Source organism: Pseudomonas silesiensis (genome assembly GCF_001661075.1).
In the GTDB taxonomy this organism is placed as follows: domain Bacteria; phylum Pseudomonadota; class Gammaproteobacteria; order Pseudomonadales; family Pseudomonadaceae; genus Aquipseudomonas; species Aquipseudomonas silesiensis.
Genome location: NZ_CP014870.1, coordinates 5767945 through 5784171, shown reverse-complemented (window position 1 = coordinate 5784171; position 16227 = coordinate 5767945). Strand labels below are relative to the sequence as shown.

The 16227-nt window shown below is 59.7% G+C and carries 16 protein-coding genes; 6 read left to right on the top strand and 10 right to left on the bottom strand.

Translation table 11 applies throughout. The annotated features are described in order from the left end of the window. Window positions 1-28 precede the first annotated feature (28 nt). From PMA3_RS25660 to PMA3_RS25630, 7 genes are all read right to left on the bottom strand, one after another. On the bottom strand, window positions 29-307 hold the full coding sequence (locus PMA3_RS25660; protein WP_064679812.1) for a hypothetical protein: 279 nt from the start codon (window positions 305-307) through the stop codon (window positions 29-31). A 308-nt stretch (window positions 308-615) separates the two neighbouring features. Continuing rightward, the gene (locus PMA3_RS25655) at window positions 616-891 is read right to left on the bottom strand and encodes a hypothetical protein (RefSeq protein ID WP_064679811.1); all 276 of its coding nucleotides are present in this window, start codon (window positions 889-891) and stop codon (window positions 616-618) included. Window positions 892-1020: 129 nt separating this feature from the next. After that, on the bottom strand, window positions 1021-3831 hold the full coding sequence (locus PMA3_RS25650) for an FAD-binding and (Fe-S)-binding domain-containing protein (RefSeq protein ID WP_064679810.1): 2811 nt from the start codon (window positions 3829-3831) through the stop codon (window positions 1021-1023). Continuing rightward, entirely contained in the window at window positions 3828-4499 is a 672-nt protein-coding gene (locus tag PMA3_RS25645) for a LutC/YkgG family protein (RefSeq protein ID WP_064679809.1), read from the bottom strand. Before PMA3_RS25645 ends, PMA3_RS25650 begins: the two co-directional genes overlap by 4 nt. Further along, complete coding sequence (locus tag PMA3_RS25640; protein WP_064679808.1) at window positions 4499-5953, bottom strand: LutB/LldF family L-lactate oxidation iron-sulfur protein; 1455 nt, start codon at window positions 5951-5953, stop codon at window positions 4499-4501. The genes PMA3_RS25645 and PMA3_RS25640 overlap by 1 nt, the downstream gene beginning before the upstream one ends. Next, entirely contained in the window at window positions 5950-6774 is an 825-nt protein-coding gene (locus PMA3_RS25635; RefSeq protein ID WP_064679807.1) for a (Fe-S)-binding protein, read from the bottom strand. The genes PMA3_RS25640 and PMA3_RS25635 overlap by 4 nt, the downstream gene beginning before the upstream one ends. 142 nt (window positions 6775-6916) lie before the next feature. Continuing rightward, window positions 6917-8611, bottom strand: coding sequence for a lactate permease LctP family transporter (locus PMA3_RS25630; protein WP_064679806.1), 1695 nt, complete (start codon window positions 8609-8611; stop codon window positions 6917-6919). A 264-nt stretch (window positions 8612-8875) separates the two neighbouring features. On the opposite strand from PMA3_RS25630, the gene PMA3_RS25625 reads away from it, so the two are divergent. Continuing rightward, entirely contained in the window at window positions 8876-9643 is a 768-nt protein-coding gene (locus PMA3_RS25625; RefSeq protein WP_064679805.1) for a GntR family transcriptional regulator, read from the top strand. A gap of 144 nt (window positions 9644-9787) precedes the next feature. Here PMA3_RS25625 and smpB read toward each other — a convergent pair whose 3' ends face one another. Next, the gene (smpB, locus tag PMA3_RS25620) at window positions 9788-10270 is read right to left on the bottom strand and encodes an SsrA-binding protein SmpB (protein WP_007900551.1); all 483 of its coding nucleotides are present in this window, start codon (window positions 10268-10270) and stop codon (window positions 9788-9790) included. A 118-nt stretch (window positions 10271-10388) separates the two neighbouring features. Between smpB and PMA3_RS25615 the strand changes: the two genes are divergently transcribed. The 3 genes from PMA3_RS25615 to PMA3_RS25605 are packed head-to-tail and all read left to right on the top strand — an operon-like array spanning window position 10389 to window position 12541. Continuing rightward, window positions 10389-11792 (top strand): sodium-dependent transporter, encoded by a 1404-nt coding sequence (locus PMA3_RS25615; RefSeq protein ID WP_064679804.1) that lies wholly within the window; start codon window positions 10389-10391, stop codon window positions 11790-11792. Window positions 11793-11799: 7 nt separating this feature from the next. Beyond that, entirely contained in the window at window positions 11800-12234 is a 435-nt protein-coding gene (locus PMA3_RS25610; protein WP_064679803.1) for a type II toxin-antitoxin system RatA family toxin, read from the top strand. Further along, window positions 12227-12541, top strand: a complete 315-nt coding sequence (locus PMA3_RS25605; protein ID WP_064679802.1) for an RnfH family protein — start codon at window positions 12227-12229, stop codon at window positions 12539-12541. Before PMA3_RS25610 ends, PMA3_RS25605 begins: the two co-directional genes overlap by 8 nt. Window positions 12542-12605: 64 nt before the next feature. Here the strand turns inward: PMA3_RS25605 and PMA3_RS25600 are convergent, their stop codons facing one another. Further along, the gene (locus PMA3_RS25600) at window positions 12606-13133 is read right to left on the bottom strand and encodes an outer membrane protein assembly factor BamE (RefSeq protein WP_064679801.1); all 528 of its coding nucleotides are present in this window, start codon (window positions 13131-13133) and stop codon (window positions 12606-12608) included. A gap of 97 nt (window positions 13134-13230) precedes the next feature. Here PMA3_RS25600 and fur point away from each other — a divergent pair, with 97 nt between their 5' ends. After that, window positions 13231-13635, top strand: coding sequence for a ferric iron uptake transcriptional regulator (gene fur, locus PMA3_RS25595; RefSeq protein ID WP_064679800.1), 405 nt, complete (start codon window positions 13231-13233; stop codon window positions 13633-13635). Window positions 13636-13710: 75 nt separating this feature from the next. Here fur and recN read toward each other — a convergent pair whose 3' ends face one another. After that, complete coding sequence (gene recN / locus PMA3_RS25590) at window positions 13711-15384, bottom strand: DNA repair protein RecN (protein WP_064679799.1); 1674 nt, start codon at window positions 15382-15384, stop codon at window positions 13711-13713. 241 nt (window positions 15385-15625) lie between these two features. Between recN and grpE the strand changes: the two genes are divergently transcribed. Further along, entirely contained in the window at window positions 15626-16189 is a 564-nt protein-coding gene (grpE, locus tag PMA3_RS25585) for a nucleotide exchange factor GrpE (RefSeq protein WP_064679798.1), read from the top strand. Window positions 16190-16227 lie beyond the last annotated feature (38 nt).

The following is a 16227-nucleotide window of genomic DNA, read 5'->3' as shown; positions in this document are numbered from 1 at the left end:
GGCCAACCCGAAGGTTGGCCGCCACAGATTATGGGGTGGGTTGGTTGCGCACTTGGTCGGCGAGTGACGATGCCTGGGTGGCCTCGGTGACGCATTTTGTGTCATCCCCGGCGGCTTGGGACGCTTCGGCGCTGGACATCAGTCGCTTGATCTCCATTGTGGTGCTGTTGGAGCTCGCTGGCAGTGAAGTCACTTTGTTTTTGAGCTCTTGCAGCTTGCTCGTACAAAGGTCGTTGTCCGCAGAAAATACGGGAGAGGCCAACATTGCAGCAGAAATGAACAGACCAGCGAGTGCGGTACGTTTCATGGGTATCTCCTTGGACTGATGGTCTCGGTGCTGCCGTATGGGCGGGCGGCTCGGCCGAGGTCGGAAAACCGGCCACGATTGATGGGGGTCTACATAAAAGACTCCGATGCCGCGCAGGAATTCGTTTTTTGCAAAAAATGCTATGAGAAAGCGGTTTGATAGAAGCATTGGCATTATAGAGGATTACCCAACCCTCAGATGCAACAAAACCCGCACGTGGCGGGTCTTGGTTTGCTTCGTATCGGGTGGAGCCTATACGCCAACAATTCCCCTAAGGCCAACCCGAAGGTTGGCGTTTGCTGGGGCTATTATTGCTTGCCACCGTCACTGGACTTCTGAATAGCCTGAATGGTCTGCGTAGTCTCGGCGATGCAATCTTCAGTGCCTTTTTTAGTGCCCAATGCGTGATCGGCTTTGGCTTTCTCGACGGAGGCCGCCACCTGCTCAGACATCTCTGGAGAAATCTGTGACTTGGCATTTTCGATGGTTTTCAAGTTGACCGCACAGAGGTCTTCAGCGGCAAACGAGGCGGACGCCATCAGCGAGGCAGTAACGAACAGACCTAACAGTACAGAACGTTTCATGTGTATCTCCTTGAACTGAGGGTCCAGGCATCGCTGGCCATCAGGACGGGCTGCCGAGTGTAGGGAAGCCCCGCGTTTTGCGGGGCTTGATCAGTGGACTGCGGCGGTTCGTCAGGGTTCTGTTTTTTTTTACATCGCCTTCGCCCGGGTGACCCGATCCACCAGATACACCAGGCCGTGGTAGTCGATTCCGCCGTGTTGGGTCAGGCCGATTTCGCAAGTGCGGCTGGTGGAAATCCCTTCGCTGCATTGCTGCACGGCATCCTTGAGCGTACGCAAGGCATGGGCGTTCAACTCCGGTGTGCTGAAGCCCTTGTCACCGGCAAATCCGCAGCAGTGAATACCTTCGGGAATGACCACGTTCTTGCTGCATTTGCGCGCCAGGTCGATCAGTGCCTGGCTTTCGCCCAGGTGCTGGGTGCTGCATGTGACATGCACCGCGATCGGCGCTTCCTGGGGGGTGAAGTCCAGGCGATCCATCAGATGTGTGCGGATGAAACGCACCGGGTCGTACAGGTCCAGCCGAACTTCGCCCAGGTCCTGAACCAGGCGCAAGGTGCAGGGGCTGGTGTCGCAGTAGATCGGGTCGAGCCCGCCACGGCTGGCGTGCAGCAAGGCGCCGATCAGTTCCTGGCGTTTGTGTTCGGCCTGCTCGGCGTAGCCTTTGGAGGCGAACGGCTGGCCGCAGCAGAGACTGTCCAGATTGTCCGGGAAGACCACTTGGTAACCAGCCTTTTCCAGCAGCCCGCGGGTTTTGTCATACAGCGACATTTGCTCTTTATCACCCGCCGCCGGCCCCATTGCTCGTGACACGCAGGCCGCCAGGTATACCACCCGGGGGCGCTGGTCCGACACGCTCGGGCTGAAGCGAATGGCCTTTTCCGGTTGCGGCATGGCGTTGGTCCATTGCGGGACCTGGCCTTTGGATAATCGCGTCAGGGTGGCCGAGAGTTTCGCCAGTCGCGGCGCGCCCAACAGCATCCGCGCGCCGTTGGCCACGTGCAGGGTGAAACGGGCGCCTTGCAGTGCGGTGGCGAAATTGCCTTCCAGCCAGTTGGCGGTTTTCGTATGGGTCGCGTTACGGCTGCGCAGCTTTTTCACCAGGTCGCCGGTATTGATTCCTACAGGGCAACGTTGGGCGCAGAGGCCGGTCGCGGCGCAGGTGTCGATGCCTTGGTATTCGTAAGCCGCTTCAAGTTCTGTGGTGTCCACCCCGGCGCGTTTCTTCGCCTGGATGTCGCGCCAGATCACGATGCGCTGGCGCGGGCTCAGGGTCAGGCCTTTCGACGGGCAGACCGGCTCGCAGAAGCCGCACTCGATGCACTTGTCCACAATCTCGTCGGCGGCCGGCAGTGGTTTCAAATGCTTGAGGTGGATCTGCGGATCCTCGCTGAGCACCACGTCCGGGTTGAGAATGCCGTTGGGGTCGAGCAGGCGTTTGAGCTGCCACATCAATTGGTAGGCGTCGCTGCCCCACTCCAGTTCGACGAAGGGCGCCATGTTGCGGCCGGTGCCGTGTTCGGCTTTCAGCGAACCGCCGAATTCCACTGCCACCAACTGTGCGACGTCGTCCATGAACGCCTGATAGCGTGCGACTTCTTCCGGGTTGTTGAAGCCTTGGGTGAAGACGAAGTGCAGATTGCCTTCCAGGGCGTGTCCGAAAAGGATCGCTTCGTCGTAATGATGTTTGTCGAACAGTTCGATCAAGCGGTTTACGCCGGCCGCCAGTTGTTCCACCGGGAAGGTCACGTCTTCGATGATCACCGTGGTCCCGGTTTTGCGCACGGCGCCGACGGCGGGGAAGGTGTCCTTGCGGATCGCCCAGAGCCGGGCGTTTTCCACCGGGTCTTCGGTGAAGTCGACTTGTTTCTCTACGGGGAACGAGGTCAGCGACGCCATGATTTGCGTCAGCTGTTCCTGCAGCAAGGTGGACGATGCAGCGCGGGATTCGATCAGCAGGGCGCAGGCATTGTTCGACAGGTGCTGTACGAAAGCCGGCATGCCGGGTTTGTCCTGCACTGAGCGCAGGCTGCGACGATCGAGCAATTCCACGGCCGATACCGGCTGGCTTTTCAGCACCGTGACCGCGTTGCAGCAGGTCTCCACGTCCGGGAATACAATCAGCGCCGACGCTTTGTTCGGGTGATCGATCACCGTGTCGTAGGTCACCGCGCTGATGAAGCCGAGGGTGCCTTCGGAGCCCACCAGCAAGTGGCTCAAAATATCCACAGGCTCGTCGTAATCCACCAGGGCGTTGAGTGACAGGCCAGTGGTATTTTTCAGACGGTATTTGTGGCGGATTCTCGCAGCCAGTTCGGCATTGGCGCGGGTCTCGCGGCCCAAGGCCCCCAAACGTTCAAGTAGCGCAGCGTGGCTGTCGCGAAACGCCGCAACACTGGCTGCATCTTCGGTATCGAGACGACTGCCGTCGGCCAGCACCAGACGAATGCCGGCCAGGGTGTGATAGGTGTTTTGCGCGGTGCCGCAGCACATGCCGCTGGCATTGTTGGCGACGATGCCGCCGATTTTGCAGGCGTTGATCGAGGCCGGGTCCGGGCCGATCTTGCGGCCGAACGGTGCCAGCCAGGCGTTGGCCTGAGCGCCGATCACGCCTGGTTGCAGGCGGATTTGCAGGCCCTGATCACGGATTTCGCGACCGTTCCAGTTATCCCCCAGAACGATCAGTACCGAATCGCTGATCGCCTGTCCGGAAAGGCTGGTGCCGGCCGCGCGGAAGGTCACCGGGACCTGATCCCGTTGCGCGAGTTTGAGCAGCGCCACCACTTCATCTTCGGACTCGACACGAATCACCAGTTGCGGAATCAGTCGATAGAAACTGGCGTCAGTGCCGAAGGCCAGGGTCGAGAGCGGGTCGTCGAAACGGCGCTCTTGGGGAATCAATTGCTGCGCATCTCGCAGGAAAGCCGTCGGTAGACTCATTGGTCCTCCAGGATCAGAACCACCAGGTCTTTCGGACCGTGAGCCCCGTAAGCCAGAACCTGCTCGATGTCGGCGGTTTTCGACGGGCCGGACACCAGCAACGCATTGGTCGGCATGCCTTGGGCCCATTCGAATTCCTGCTGCACCTGAAAGAAGTTGTCGCGGATTTCACTGGCCTTGAGCAGGGCAAAATGCACCGGCGGCACCAGGCTCATCAGGCGCGGTTCTTCCCGCGTTGGCCAGAGAATCAGGCTGCCTGTCGCGGCGATGGCGCCGAGGGTGGTCGTGAGACTGGCCGGGGTGTCGTTGAACAGCTCGGCTTTCCATTCTTCAACCGGTCGCTCGTAGGTTTTGAGTGCCGGTAGTCCGGGATTTTTCGCCCAGTGTTGAGTGACACGTTGACCGTGTGGCGTAGTCGGTGCAATCAGCAAGCTCGGCAGCTGACGATCGCTCAGCAATTGGGCCAGCAACTCGGGCCAACTGGCGCCGGACGTCAGATGGATTTCCGTGTGCACCGCTTCCATCAGTTTGCGCAGTTGCGGGATGCGTTGTTCGGGCGTGTAGGTGTAGGGCTGGGTCACCAGTTCGACGTTGAACTCGTCAGGCACTGGTGTAGTGCCTGTCAGACTTTTGCGCAGCTTGGCGAGGATATTTTGCTTGGCGCTCATCAACGGTCTCCCTGTTTGGCCAGATGCTCGCGGGCCATGTCATGCAGTGAGCGGGCAGCGGGTTTCGGTGCGCTGTGATTTTGTGTCCACGGCCCGACATTGCTCGGCGCGAGGGCCCGCAAGCGGGTGGCGAAAAAGCCGAACAGGCGATAGAGCGTCGGCGAACTGTTGAGCCTGGCCCAGGCGTTCCAGATAAAGCGTTCCTTGCGCGAATATTTGCTGCCCTGGCCGCGCATCACTTGGTGCGGGCTGTCCGGCGCTTTGACGTTCTCTTCCCGCAGACGTCGCAGCAAGGCGGGAATCGGGATTTTTACCGGGCAGACTTCACCACAGGCACCGCACAGTGACGAAGCACTCGGGTGATCCGGGACTTTCGCCAGGCCGACCATGTGCGGGGTGATGATTTTTCCGATGGGCCCCGGGTAAACCTCGCCATAGGCGTGACCGCCGATTCGAGTGTAGACCGGGCAATGATTCATGCAGGCGCCGCAACGGATGCAGTTCAGGGTCTGGCGCAGTTCACTGTCGGCGAAGGCCTGGCTGCGACCATTGTCGAGCAGTACCAGGTGCACTTCCTGCGGGCCGTCGAGTTCATGTTCCTTGCGCGGGCCGGAGATCATGTTGACGTAGGTGGTGATCGGCTGGCCCAGCGCAGAGCGAGTCAGCAGCGACAAAAGCGGCACCACGTCGCGCAGGTTTTCCACGACTTTTTCGATGCCGGTGACGGCGATGTGCACCGGCGGCACTGTAGTGGTCATGCGCCCGTTGCCTTCGTTTTCCACCAGCAGCAGGGTGCCGGTTTCGGCCACGGCGAAGTTGACGCCGGAGACGCCGATGTCCGCTTCGAAAAATTTCTGTCGCAAGACTTTGCGACCGATCTGAATGAGTTGGTCAACGTCCTTGGTGTATTCCACGCCAAGTTTGTCGTGGAACAAGGACGCGACCTGACCGGCATTCTTGTGGATCGCCGGCATAATAATGTGTGAAGGCTTCTCGTGGTCGAGCTGGACGATGTACTCGCCCATGTCCGATTCCAGGCATTCAATGCCCTGTTCAGCGAGGACGTGGTTCATCTCCATCTCTTCGCTGACCATCGATTTGCCCTTGATCACTTGCCGCCCCTCGTGAGCGCGGATGATCGACAGGACGATGCCATTGGCCTCGTCCACCGTTTCCGCCCAGTGCACTGTCACACCGTTGCGGGTCAGGTTCTGTTCAAGTTGCTCGAGCAGGTCGGGCAACTTGGATAACGCACGGGCGCGGACAGCATTGCCCAGCACTCGCAGATGTTCTCTTTCATGGGCATCGCTGAAGGACGCTGCCCGTTTGGTCATCAGTGAATCCATCGCAGTGCGAAAGTTGTTTCGCAGTTGCTTGTCACCCAACGCCTCGTGAGCCCGGGCACGGAAGTCTTCTTCTACGGCAACCGTAGGAATAATCGCGGAAGCGTTCATCGGGCGCCTCCAGTTCGCTGCCAGAGGAAGCTGGCCAGGTGTTGGCCGCGCAACGCTTCCCGCTGTTTCTCCAGCGAGCCGTTGATGTTCATCAGGCAACCGCAGTCGGCACTGAGTACCTGGTGTGCGCCGGATTCCTTCAACGATCGGGTCTTGTCAGCCACCATTGCGCCGGAAATGTCTGGCATACGGACGCTGAAAGTCCCGCCGAAGCCACAGCATTCGCTTTCGTGGCTGTGGTCGACTCGCTCCACGTTGCCCAGTTGCGCCAACAGTTCGCGGCCGTGCAGGTGGGTGTTCATCTCGCGGCGTGCCGAGCACGAGGTGTGCAACGCCACTTTCACCGGATCGCCGCTGTCCTTGAGCTGTACCTTGCAGACAAACAGCAGGAACTCGGCCAGTTCATAGGTCCGGGCGGCCAGGGCCTGAACCTGTTTCAACGTCTGCGGCTCGTCCTTGAACAAGTCGGCGTAATGTTCGCGCAACATGCCCGCGCAAGAACCCGACGGCACCACCACCGGGTAATCCCCGGCAAACAGCGCCAGTTGCGAGCGCGCCACGGTCCGGGCCTGTTCGGTATAACCCGAGGTGTAGGCCGGTTGCCCGCAGCAGCTTTGCCCTTGCGGATAGTCGACACGGATGCCTTCGCGTTCCAGCAGGTGAATCGCGTCCATCCCGGCTTCGGGGTAGAACAGATCCACGACGCAGGTGCCGAACAAGTAGACCCGTGACGGTTTCTCGGTGGGGTATTGCCGGGGCTCGGGCAGTGGCGGGGCGACGCGGGTCGCGTTCGGCACAGCGTTGTAAAAAAGCTCGCTCATCAGGCGTGTCTCCGGGTGGTCCCGGTTATCCGTCCGCTGAGGCTGCTGAATATAGAGTGGAAAGCTTTCAGCAGCCTTGCAGACCGGGTGGTGAATAGCTGACGCCGGAGTCGTGGTCCGGCGTCGGTTTTTCTTATCGTTCTCAGTGCACCAGCATGCCGGTGAACCAGTAGGCCTGGGCGTAGGTGATCAAGCCGACAATCGTTGCAAAGAACAGGCTGTGCTTGAGCGTGAAGCGGAACAGATCCGATTCCTTGCCCACCAGACCGGTCGCGGCGCAGGCCACGGCGATCGATTGTGGCGAGATCATCTTGCCGGTCACGCCGCCACTGGTGTTCGCCGCTACCAGCAACACATCGCTGACGCCGATCTGGTGCGCGGTGGTCGCTTGCAGCGAGCTGAACAATGCGTTGGACGAGGTATCGGAACCGGTCAGGAACACGCCCAGCCAGCCGAGGAACGGCGAGAAGAACGGGAACGCTGCGCCGGTGCCGGCCAGCACCAGGGCCATGGTCGAGGACATGCCCGAGTAGTTGGTGACGAAGGCAAATGCCAGCACCATGCCGATGGACAGAATCGGCCAGCGCAGCTCGTAGAAGGTCTCTTTCAAAGTGGTCAGACCAGTTCTGACATTGATATTCAGCACCAGCATCGAGATCAGCGCCGAGAAGAAGATCGCTGTACCGGTCGCGGAAATCGGGTCGAGTTTGAACACCGCCGGGATGGCTGTCGGGGCGGTCACGATCGGTGCGACCTTGATCACCAATTGATCGAGGTGCGGGATGGCGATGTTAAACACCCAGCTGTACATCGAGCCGCCAGCGGCGAACATTGCCTTGAACGGTTTCAGGGTCCAGATGGTGACCAGCACGGTGAGGATCAGGAACGGCGACCAGGCCTTGAGGATTTCACCGAAGCTGTAGGGCGACGCCACGGTGCTGCGCGGCAGGCCGAAACCGCCGGCGCTGGCGCTCACCACCGAAGCCGAGACGGCGCCGACGATGTGTTGGCCTGCGGCACGTTTCGGCTGCCAGACTTTCAGGAACAGGGTCAGGGAAATCAGGCTGGCCAGGGCCGAGGTGATGTCCGGCAGTTCCGGGCCGATGAAGTTGGAGGTGAAGTACTGGGTGATGGCAAAGCTCAGGCCCGCCACCAGCGCTGCCGGCCAGGTTTCCCGCACGCCGCGCAGGCCGTCCATCATGAACACCAGCCAGAACGGTACGAACAGCGACAGCAGCGGCAATTGACGGCCGGTCATGGCGCCGATCTTGAACGCGTCGATGCCGGTGACTTGCCCGGCGACGATGATCGGGATCCCCAGGGCACCAAAGGCGACCGGTGCGGTGTTGGCGATCAGGCACAGGCCTGCGGCGTACAGCGGGTTGAAGCCCAGTCCCACCAGCAGTGCGGCGGTAATCGCGACCGGCGCACCGAAACCGGCGGCACCTTCCAGGAACGCACCGAAGCAAAAGCCGATCAACAGCACTTGCAGGCGCTGGTCATCGGTAATCGACAGCACCGAGCTGCGGATCACTTCGAACTGGCCGCTCTTGACCGTGAGTTTGTAGAGGAACACCGCCGCGACGATGATCCAGGCAATCGGCCACAGGCCATAGGCGAACCCGTAGCCGGCGGCAGCGAACGCCATGTCGACAGGCATCTGGAACGCGAAGATCGCCACTGCGATGGACAAGGCCAGTGTGATGCTGCCGGCCACATGCCCCTTGAGGCGGAACACGGCCAAGGCCAGGAAGAAAAACACGATGGGAATGACGGCCGCGAGCGCGGAAAGGCCGAGACTGCCGAGCGGACTATAGAGCTGTTGCCAGGTTTGCATATGGGGTGGCCCCTAATTGTTGTTGGTCAGGCACTGGTCAGCGTGCTTGGTTAATTGGTAATACCAATTTACAATCGCTGTTGGCTAGGGTAAAAGCCTTATGGGCAGCGTGTCAATTTGTCACCCTGCAACTTTTGTCGAATAGGCGGTGCGTGGGTGGTCTGATGCGGTCGAACCCGCGCATGCTGATACGGGTGCTGGCGCGGCGCGGATCGGCCAGAATAGAAGGCCCGGCGAGCCGTCGGGACCGTGGAGAAGTGAGTTATGGGGTTTAATCAGATACGTCAGCGCCGTTTGTCTGACGATATTGTCCAGCGACTCGAGGGAATGATTCTCGAGGGCACCCTGAAGGCCGGTGAGCGTCTGCCGGCCGAACGTGCGTTGGCCGAGCAGTTTGGCGTGTCACGCCCTTCGTTGCGCGAGGCCATTCAGAAACTGGCGGCCAAGGGCTTGCTGGTCAGTCGTCAGGGTGGCGGCAATTATGTGGTGGAGTCGCTGGGAACGACGTTCAGCGATCCGCTGCTGCATCTGCTGGAAAGCAACCCTGAAGCCCAGCGCGACCTGCTGGAGTTTCGCCACACCCTGGAAGCGTCTTGTGCCTATTACGCGGCAATGCGTGCGACGGATGTCGATCGCGAACGACTGACCACCGCTTTCAACGAATTGCAGGACTGCTACACGCGCCACGATGAGGTGAGCCGTGCGGAAGAGGGCGCAGCGGATGCGAAATTCCACCTGGCGATCGCTGAAGCCAGTCACAACGCGGTGTTGCTGCACACCATTCGCGGGCTGTTCGATCTGCTCAAGCGCAATGTGGTGACCAACATCGGCGGGATGTACAAGCAACGCACCGAAACCCGCGACATGCTGATTTCACAGCACCGGGAGTTGTACCTGGCGATTATCGAAGGCAGGGCGGAGCAGGCGCGGGAAGTCTCCAGCCGACATATTTTGTATGTGCAGGAAGTGCTGGAGGAGGTGCGTCAGGAAGTGCAGCGGGTGGCTCGGGCGGAGCGGCGCAAGGGGATGTAGTCAGTGGGTTTTGTATTGTTTATGCGATCGCATCGCGGGCAAGCCCGCTCCCACAAGGTTCCAGGTTTGCCGTAAAAATGTCGGCATCTACGGAACCTGTGGGAGCGAGCTTGCTCGCGATGGCGGTCTCAGGCAAAAAGAGAATTAATCTTCCTTGCCCTTGTTCCGCACCGCGCGCTGCAACTCGCGACCGGCGTCGCGTTCGCGTTCGGTATCGCGCTTGTCGTATTCCTTCTTGCCCTTGCCCAGAGCGATCTCGCACTTGACCATGTGCTTGCTCCAGTACCAGGACAGGCATACGCAGGCGTAGCCTTTTTGCTGCACCGCAGCGGCCAGCTTTTCCAGCTCGCGTCGGTTGAGCAGCAATTTACGGGTGCGGGTCGGATCGGCGATGACGTGGGTGCTCGCGGTCATCAGCGGCGTAATGTGGCTGCCGAGCAGCCAGGCTTCGCCATCCTTGAGCAGCACATAACTGTCAACCAGTTGCAGCTTGCTTGCCCGCAGACTTTTTACTTCCCAGCCGGCCAGGACCAGACCAGCCTCGAACTTATGTTCGATGAAGTAATCGTGTCGCGCCTTTTTATTTTGCGCGATGGTCCCTGTTGGGTGTTTCTTCTGTTTAGCCATAGGGGCGGCATTATAGGGAGTTACAAGCTAGTCGGCTACGGTCTCGCTACGTGCTTGAGCAGGTTGATTGAATCCCGGACAATGCGGCCTCTTTTTCGAACGCTTGGGCGTGATAACGATGTCGACAGACAAGGTTTCTGTCCACGGCAGTTGGGCTAGCCGCTGGGTCTTCATACTCGCCGCGACCGGTTCGGCCGTGGGTCTGGGTAGTATCTGGAAATTCCCGTACATGGTCGGCGTCTATGGCGGCGGCGCCTTCGTGCTGATGTTCCTGGCCTGTATCGCGCTGATCGGGGTGCCGGTCATGCTGGCGGAAACCCTGATCGGCCGTCGCGCCCGGCAGAGTCCAGCCAACGCCTTGAAGGTGTTGGCGCTGGAGGCGGGGCATTCGGCGAAGTGGTCCTGGGGGGCTTTTGCCGGGATGATCACGGCGCTGCTGATCCTGTCTTTCTATAGTGTGGTCGGCGGCTGGTCGCTGGATTACATCATCGACATGGGGCGAGGTGACTTCCAGGGGGTGACGGCAGACCAGGTTGGCGCGTATTTCGGCAACGTGATCGCCGATCCTTGGCGCCTGACACTTTGGCACACGATTTTCATGCTGCTGTCCGCCATCGTGATCGCCAAGGGCGTGGTGGCCGGCCTTGAGCGCAGCCTGCGGATCATGATGCCGCTGCTGTTCGTGATGATCCTGGTGTTGCTGGGCTACAGCATGACCACCGGCCATTTCATGGGAGGCGTGCATTTCATGTTCGACTTCCACCCGGAAAAGGTCCTGGACGGCTTGCTGCCGGCCATGGGGCACGCGTTCTTTTCCCTGAGCGTTGGCGTTGGTTCGATCATGATCTACGGCGCCTATATGCCGAAGGATTCGTCGATTTCCGGCACCATCGTCGGCGTGGCGCTGCTGGATACGTTCGTTTCCCTGGTTGCGGGCCTGGCATTGTTTCCGATTGTGTTTGCCGCGGGCCTGAACCCAAGCGAGGGCCCGGGCCTGATGTTCGTCAGCCTGCCATTTGCCTTTGGCAACGTGGCGTTCGGCCAGTTGATGGGCGTAGTGTTCTTCGTACTGGTGGCGATTGCCGCCTGGAGCTCGGCGATTTCCCTGCTCGAACCGATGGTGGCTTACCTGGTTGAACGCACCAGGGTCAGTCGCGCCTGGGTGACGTTCTGGTTGGCATTCACTTGCTGGTTTGTCGGTCTGGGTACGGTCTTTTCCTTCAATATATGGAAGCAAGCCAAGTTTTTCGTGAACGAAGGCGGGATGTTCCATCTCTATCAATGGGGTGCGGCCGGTGGCCTGGACTTCTTCGGTGTGATCGATTTCTTCACCTCGCGAATCATGTTGCCACTCGGTGGTTTATGTTTCGTGGTGTTTGCGGGATGGGTGATGGGTCGGGAAACGGTACGCGACGAATTGTCGATCCGCAGCCCGATCTTGTTCGCCCTGTCCCTGTTCTTGATGCGCTATGTGGCGCCCATCGGCATTCTCGTAGTGTTTGCCGCCCAGCTGTGGAAGTGACGCTGACATGACGACACACATTCAACGTTCGGCCCTGCTGCCGTACCCCGCGCAAGCGCTGTATGACCTGGTCAACGACGTAGCGAGTTATCCGGAGTTTCTGCCGTGGTGCTCCTCGGCGGAAGTCCTTGAAAGCTCCCCCGAGCACATGCGCGCCAGTGTGGGCGTAGCCAAAGGCGGGCTGAGTCAGCATTTCGTGACGCGCAATACCCTGGTGCCCGGACAGTCGATCGAAATGAACCTTGAAAAAGGTCCGTTCACTCAGCTGCACGGCGTGTGGTTGTTCAAGCCGCTGGGTGAGAAGGCGTGCAAGATCAGCCTGGACCTGTCGTTCGATTACGCCGGGCCGATCATTCGTGCCACCTTGGGGCCGTTGTTCAATCAGGCGGCCAATACGCTGGTGGATGCGTTCTGCCAGCGGGCCAGGCAGATACATGGTTGAGGCAATGATCGAGGTCGAGGTGGTGTATGCCACCGTCGATCGTCAGGTGCTTCTCACTGTGACGGTGCCTGCGGGGACGACAGTGCGAGCAGCTGTGCAGCAGTCGGGTATCGGTCAGGCGTTTCCGGAACTGGACCTGGCCGATTGTCCTGTGGGGATCTTCGCCAAGCAGATCCTCGATCCGGACACTCGGGCAGTGCAGGCGGGAGATCGCATCGAGATTTACCGGCCGCTGCTGGCCGATCCGAAAGAAGTTCGCCGGCTGCGCGCCGCCAAGGCCGTCGAGGCTAAGGCGCGAAACCAGTGATGTGAACAAAAGACAGGCCATAAAAAACCCGGACATGCCGGGTTTTTTATGGCGCCGCACATTATTACTGCGGCGAGGTGTCCAGAGGTTCTGGGCTCGGGACCGGAACGGTTTCTACCCCGTCGACGTCCTTCTGAATCTGATCCAGCAACGAACCTGGCTTGACCGGTTTTTCCGGTTTCGGCTTCTCGACGTTTTCTGCCGGTGCGGTCACGCTGGTGCCGCTGTCCTTGCCGAGAATGGCCTCGTCCCGGCTCATGCCTGGCATGAAATCACCAGAGAGGCTGACAAGTTGGTCATTTGGGTTGAAGATAACGCTAATGCGTTCCTGTTGGCGTTCACCGCCACCGGGTTGCAGGCTGTAGAGATAATCCCAGCGATCGGCATGGAACGTGTCAGTCAGCAGGGGGTTGCCCATGATAAACCGTACTTGCCGACGGGTCATTCCCGGGCGTAACTGGTCTATCATGTCCTGCGTGACGACATTGCCCTGCTGGATGTCGATTTTGTAAACCCCGGGGAATGAACAACCGGCGAGTGCGAGCAGTCCCACAAAGGTGAAACTGGTTAGCAAGAGCTTGGTGTTTTGCATCGGTGGGCGACTTCCACTATCTTGGCTGGGACAACGTAAACGCCGATCATACCCGCATTAAGAGAAGCTGCGAAGCAGCATCGCGAGAAAGCTGACCATGGTTGAAAATAGCGAACTACGCAAAGCCGGCCTCAAAGTGACCCTTCCACGGGTCAAGATTCTGCAAATGCTCGACTCCGCCGCGCAACGCCACATGAGCGCCGAGGACGTCTACAAGGCGCTGATGGAAGCTGGTGAGGACGTCGGTCTGGCCACGGTTTACCGTGTCCTTACCCAATTCGAGGCAGCTGGCCTTGTGGTGCGGCACAACTTCGACGGAGGCCATGCGGTCTTCGAGCTGGATGACGGCAAGCATCACGACCATATGGTCAATGTCGAGACCAGCGAAGTGATCGAATTCTTCGATGAAGAAATTGAGCGACTGCAGAAGGCAATCGTCGACAAGTATGGCTTCGAGATGGTTGACCACAACCTTGTACTGTACGTGCGCAAGAAAAAGTAAGCATGTCGCGCGAACTTGAGGTTCGCGAAACGAACGAAGGCGACCCCAGGGTCGCCTTCGTGCTGTCTGACGTTGTCAGGTTTTTGCGGTAATCACCATCTTCTTGGCGTGAGCCAAGGATTCCTTGGTCAGATCGATGCCGCCCAGCATTCGCGCCACTTCTTCGACACGATCATTCTTGTTCAGCTTGGAGACGGCCGTACGGGTTGCGTCCTCGCCGCGCACCTTGTGCACAAATAGATGCTGGTGACCTTGCGCCGCTACCTGCGGCAAGTGGGTCACTGTCAGCACCTGCCCGCGTTCGCCGAGACGACGTAGCAACTGGCCGACAATTTCGGCAGTTGGGCCGCCAATCCCCACGTCCACTTCGTCGAAGACCAGGGTCGGTACGCGCGAGGTTTGCGCGGTGATGACCTGAATCGCCAGGCTGATTCGTGACAGCTCGCCACCGGAGGCCACCTTCGCCAGGGCTTTGAGCGGCTGCCCCGGGTTGGCACTCACCAGCAGTTCTACCTGTTCGAGACCATTGGGCAGTAACTCATCGCTGCTGTTAGGGCGCAGTTCGATGGTGAAGCGCCCGCCCGGCATGCCCAGTCGCTGGATTTCCTGCTCCACGGCGCTCGCCAGGCTGCTTGAGGCTTGATGGCGCAGGTCGCTCAGTTCCCGGGCTTTCTCCTGATAATGACGGGCGTAGGACGCCAGTTCATCGCTCAGTCGTTCGATGGATTCGTCGTTGGCGTTCAGGGTCTCGATTTCATCCAGCAGGCGCTGTTGCATCTCGGCGACCTCGGTCGGTTGAATGCGATGTTTGCGCGCCATGGTGTAAATCGCGTCCAGACGTTCTTCCAGATATTGAAGGCGCGCCGGGTCGGCGTCGAAATTATCAAGGAAGCGATTCAGTTCGCCCACGGCTTCCTCGACCTGGATCTGCGCACTGGTCAGCAGGCTGCTGGCTTCGCCCAGGGCGCCGATCGAATTGTTCACGCTCGACAGGCGGTTGAGGCTGGCGGTGAGCGCATTCAGGACATTACCGGAATCACTTTCGCTGCATTGTTCGACCACTTGCCGGCAGATGCCCAGCAAGGTTTCGGCATTGGTCAGGTTCTTGTGCTCATGCTCAAGCTGCTCCAGCTCGTTTTCACCGAGGCCGAGATTTTCCAGCTCCTCGAGCTGATAGCTGAGCAGCTGATGGCGGGCGCGTTGCTCGTCGCCGGAGTTGGAAAGGCGATCCAGTTCCTGGCGGGTCTGGCGCCAGCGTTGGGCGGCCAGTTGCACCTGACGTGCCAGGTCCGTTGCGCCGGCGTACTCGTCGAGCAGGCGGCGATGGGTGTCAGTCTTGAGCAAGGATTGGTGTTCGTGCTGGCTGTGGATGTCGATCAGCAACTCGCCCAGGGCCTTGAGGTCGCCAAGCGGGCAGGGCGTGCCGTTGATATAGCCGCGGGAGCGCCCTTCGGCAGTGATCACCCGACGCAGGATGCACGGGCCGTCGCTCTCCAGGTCGCGCTCGGCCAGCCAGGCGCTGGCTTCCGGGATGTCGACCAGGTCGAAGGTGGCCAGGATGTCGGCCTTGTCGGCACCGGGGCGGACCACACCGCTGTCGGCGCGATCGCCCAGGGTCAGGCCCAGCGCGTCGAGCATGATCGACTTGCCGGCGCCCGTTTCCCCTGTGATCACGCTCATCCCGCGATCGAGTTCGAGATCGAGATGTTCAACGATGGCGTAGTTGTGTACGGACAGGTGCACCAGCATAAAGGCCGCTCCCAGGCTTTAGGTCTGGTTATTTATACAGTGTTTTTAATCGAGCTGACAATGCCCCTTCTTAGCTCGATTTGCTTGATCCGACGAAATCCTTAGTGCGCCAGGGAATGACAATGCAGCTGTTTTTTGTAGGGTTAATCAACAAGCGGCCCTTGAAGCTCGATTTTGCGGCCCCATATACCGGGACAGAAGCGCGAGTTGAGCTCGCGGACGATATTGAAAGGAGAAATCTATGGCTGACGAACAGACAGTGGATACGCAAAATCTAGACGCCGATCAAGCTGCCCAGGAGGGTGATGAGCTGGCGGCTCGTGTGCAAGTGCTCGAAGAGCAATTGGCTGGCGCCCATGATCAGGCTTTGCGTGTAGCGGCTGATCTGCAGAACGTCCGCCGTCGCGCCGAGCAGGATGTAGAGAAGGCTCACAAGTTCGCCCTGGAGAAGTTCGCCGGCGACCTGCTGCCGATCATCGACAGCCTCGAGCGTGGCCTGGAGTTGTCCAGCCCGGACGACGAAAACATTCGTCCGATGCGCGAAGGGATCGAACTGACCCTGAAAATGTTCCAGGACACCCTGAAGCGTTATCAGCTGGAAGTGATCGACCCTGAAGGCGAGCCCTTCAATGCATCCCAGCATCAGGCCATGGCCATGCAGGAAAGCGCCGATGTCGAGCCGAACAGCGTGCTCAAGGTGTTCCAGAAGGGCTATCAGCTCAACGGTCGTCTGCTGCGCCCGGCCATGGTCGTGGTCAGCAAGGCCAGTGCGCCAGTTGCGCCTTCGATTGACGAGCAGGCTTGAAATTAGCCGCAAGGCCCCCATTTAGAAGTCAAGCGTTT

Coding starts and splice junctions, on each gene's coding strand:
- PMA3_RS25660 (WP_064679812.1), bottom strand. CDS start 307: ATGAAACGTACCGCACTCGCTGGTCTGTTCATTTCTGCTGCAATGTTG.
- PMA3_RS25655 (WP_064679811.1), bottom strand. CDS start 891: ATGAAACGTTCTGTACTGTTAGGTCTGTTCGTTACTGCCTCGCTGATG.
- PMA3_RS25650 (WP_064679810.1), bottom strand. CDS start 3,831: ATGAGTCTACCGACGGCTTTCCTGCGAGATGCGCAGCAATTGATTCCC.
- PMA3_RS25645 (WP_064679809.1), bottom strand. CDS start 4,499: ATGAGCGCCAAGCAAAATATCCTCGCCAAGCTGCGCAAAAGTCTGACA.
- PMA3_RS25640 (WP_064679808.1), bottom strand. CDS start 5,953: ATGAACGCTTCCGCGATTATTCCTACGGTTGCCGTAGAAGAAGACTTC.
- PMA3_RS25635 (WP_064679807.1), bottom strand. CDS start 6,774: ATGAGCGAGCTTTTTTACAACGCTGTGCCGAACGCGACCCGCGTCGCC.
- PMA3_RS25630 (WP_064679806.1), bottom strand. CDS start 8,611: ATGCAAACCTGGCAACAGCTCTATAGTCCGCTCGGCAGTCTCGGCCTT.
- PMA3_RS25625 (WP_064679805.1), top strand. CDS start 8,876: ATGGGGTTTAATCAGATACGTCAGCGCCGTTTGTCTGACGATATTGTC.
- smpB (WP_007900551.1), bottom strand. CDS start 10,270: ATGGCTAAACAGAAGAAACACCCAACAGGGACCATCGCGCAAAATAAA.
- PMA3_RS25615 (WP_064679804.1), top strand. CDS start 10,389: ATGTCGACAGACAAGGTTTCTGTCCACGGCAGTTGGGCTAGCCGCTGG.
- PMA3_RS25610 (WP_064679803.1), top strand. CDS start 11,800: ATGACGACACACATTCAACGTTCGGCCCTGCTGCCGTACCCCGCGCAA.
- PMA3_RS25605 (WP_064679802.1), top strand. CDS start 12,227: ATGGTTGAGGCAATGATCGAGGTCGAGGTGGTGTATGCCACCGTCGAT.
- PMA3_RS25600 (WP_064679801.1), bottom strand. CDS start 13,133: ATGCAAAACACCAAGCTCTTGCTAACCAGTTTCACCTTTGTGGGACTG.
- fur (WP_064679800.1), top strand. CDS start 13,231: ATGGTTGAAAATAGCGAACTACGCAAAGCCGGCCTCAAAGTGACCCTT.
- recN (WP_064679799.1), bottom strand. CDS start 15,384: ATGCTGGTGCACCTGTCCGTACACAACTACGCCATCGTTGAACATCTC.
- grpE (WP_064679798.1), top strand. CDS start 15,626: ATGGCTGACGAACAGACAGTGGATACGCAAAATCTAGACGCCGATCAA.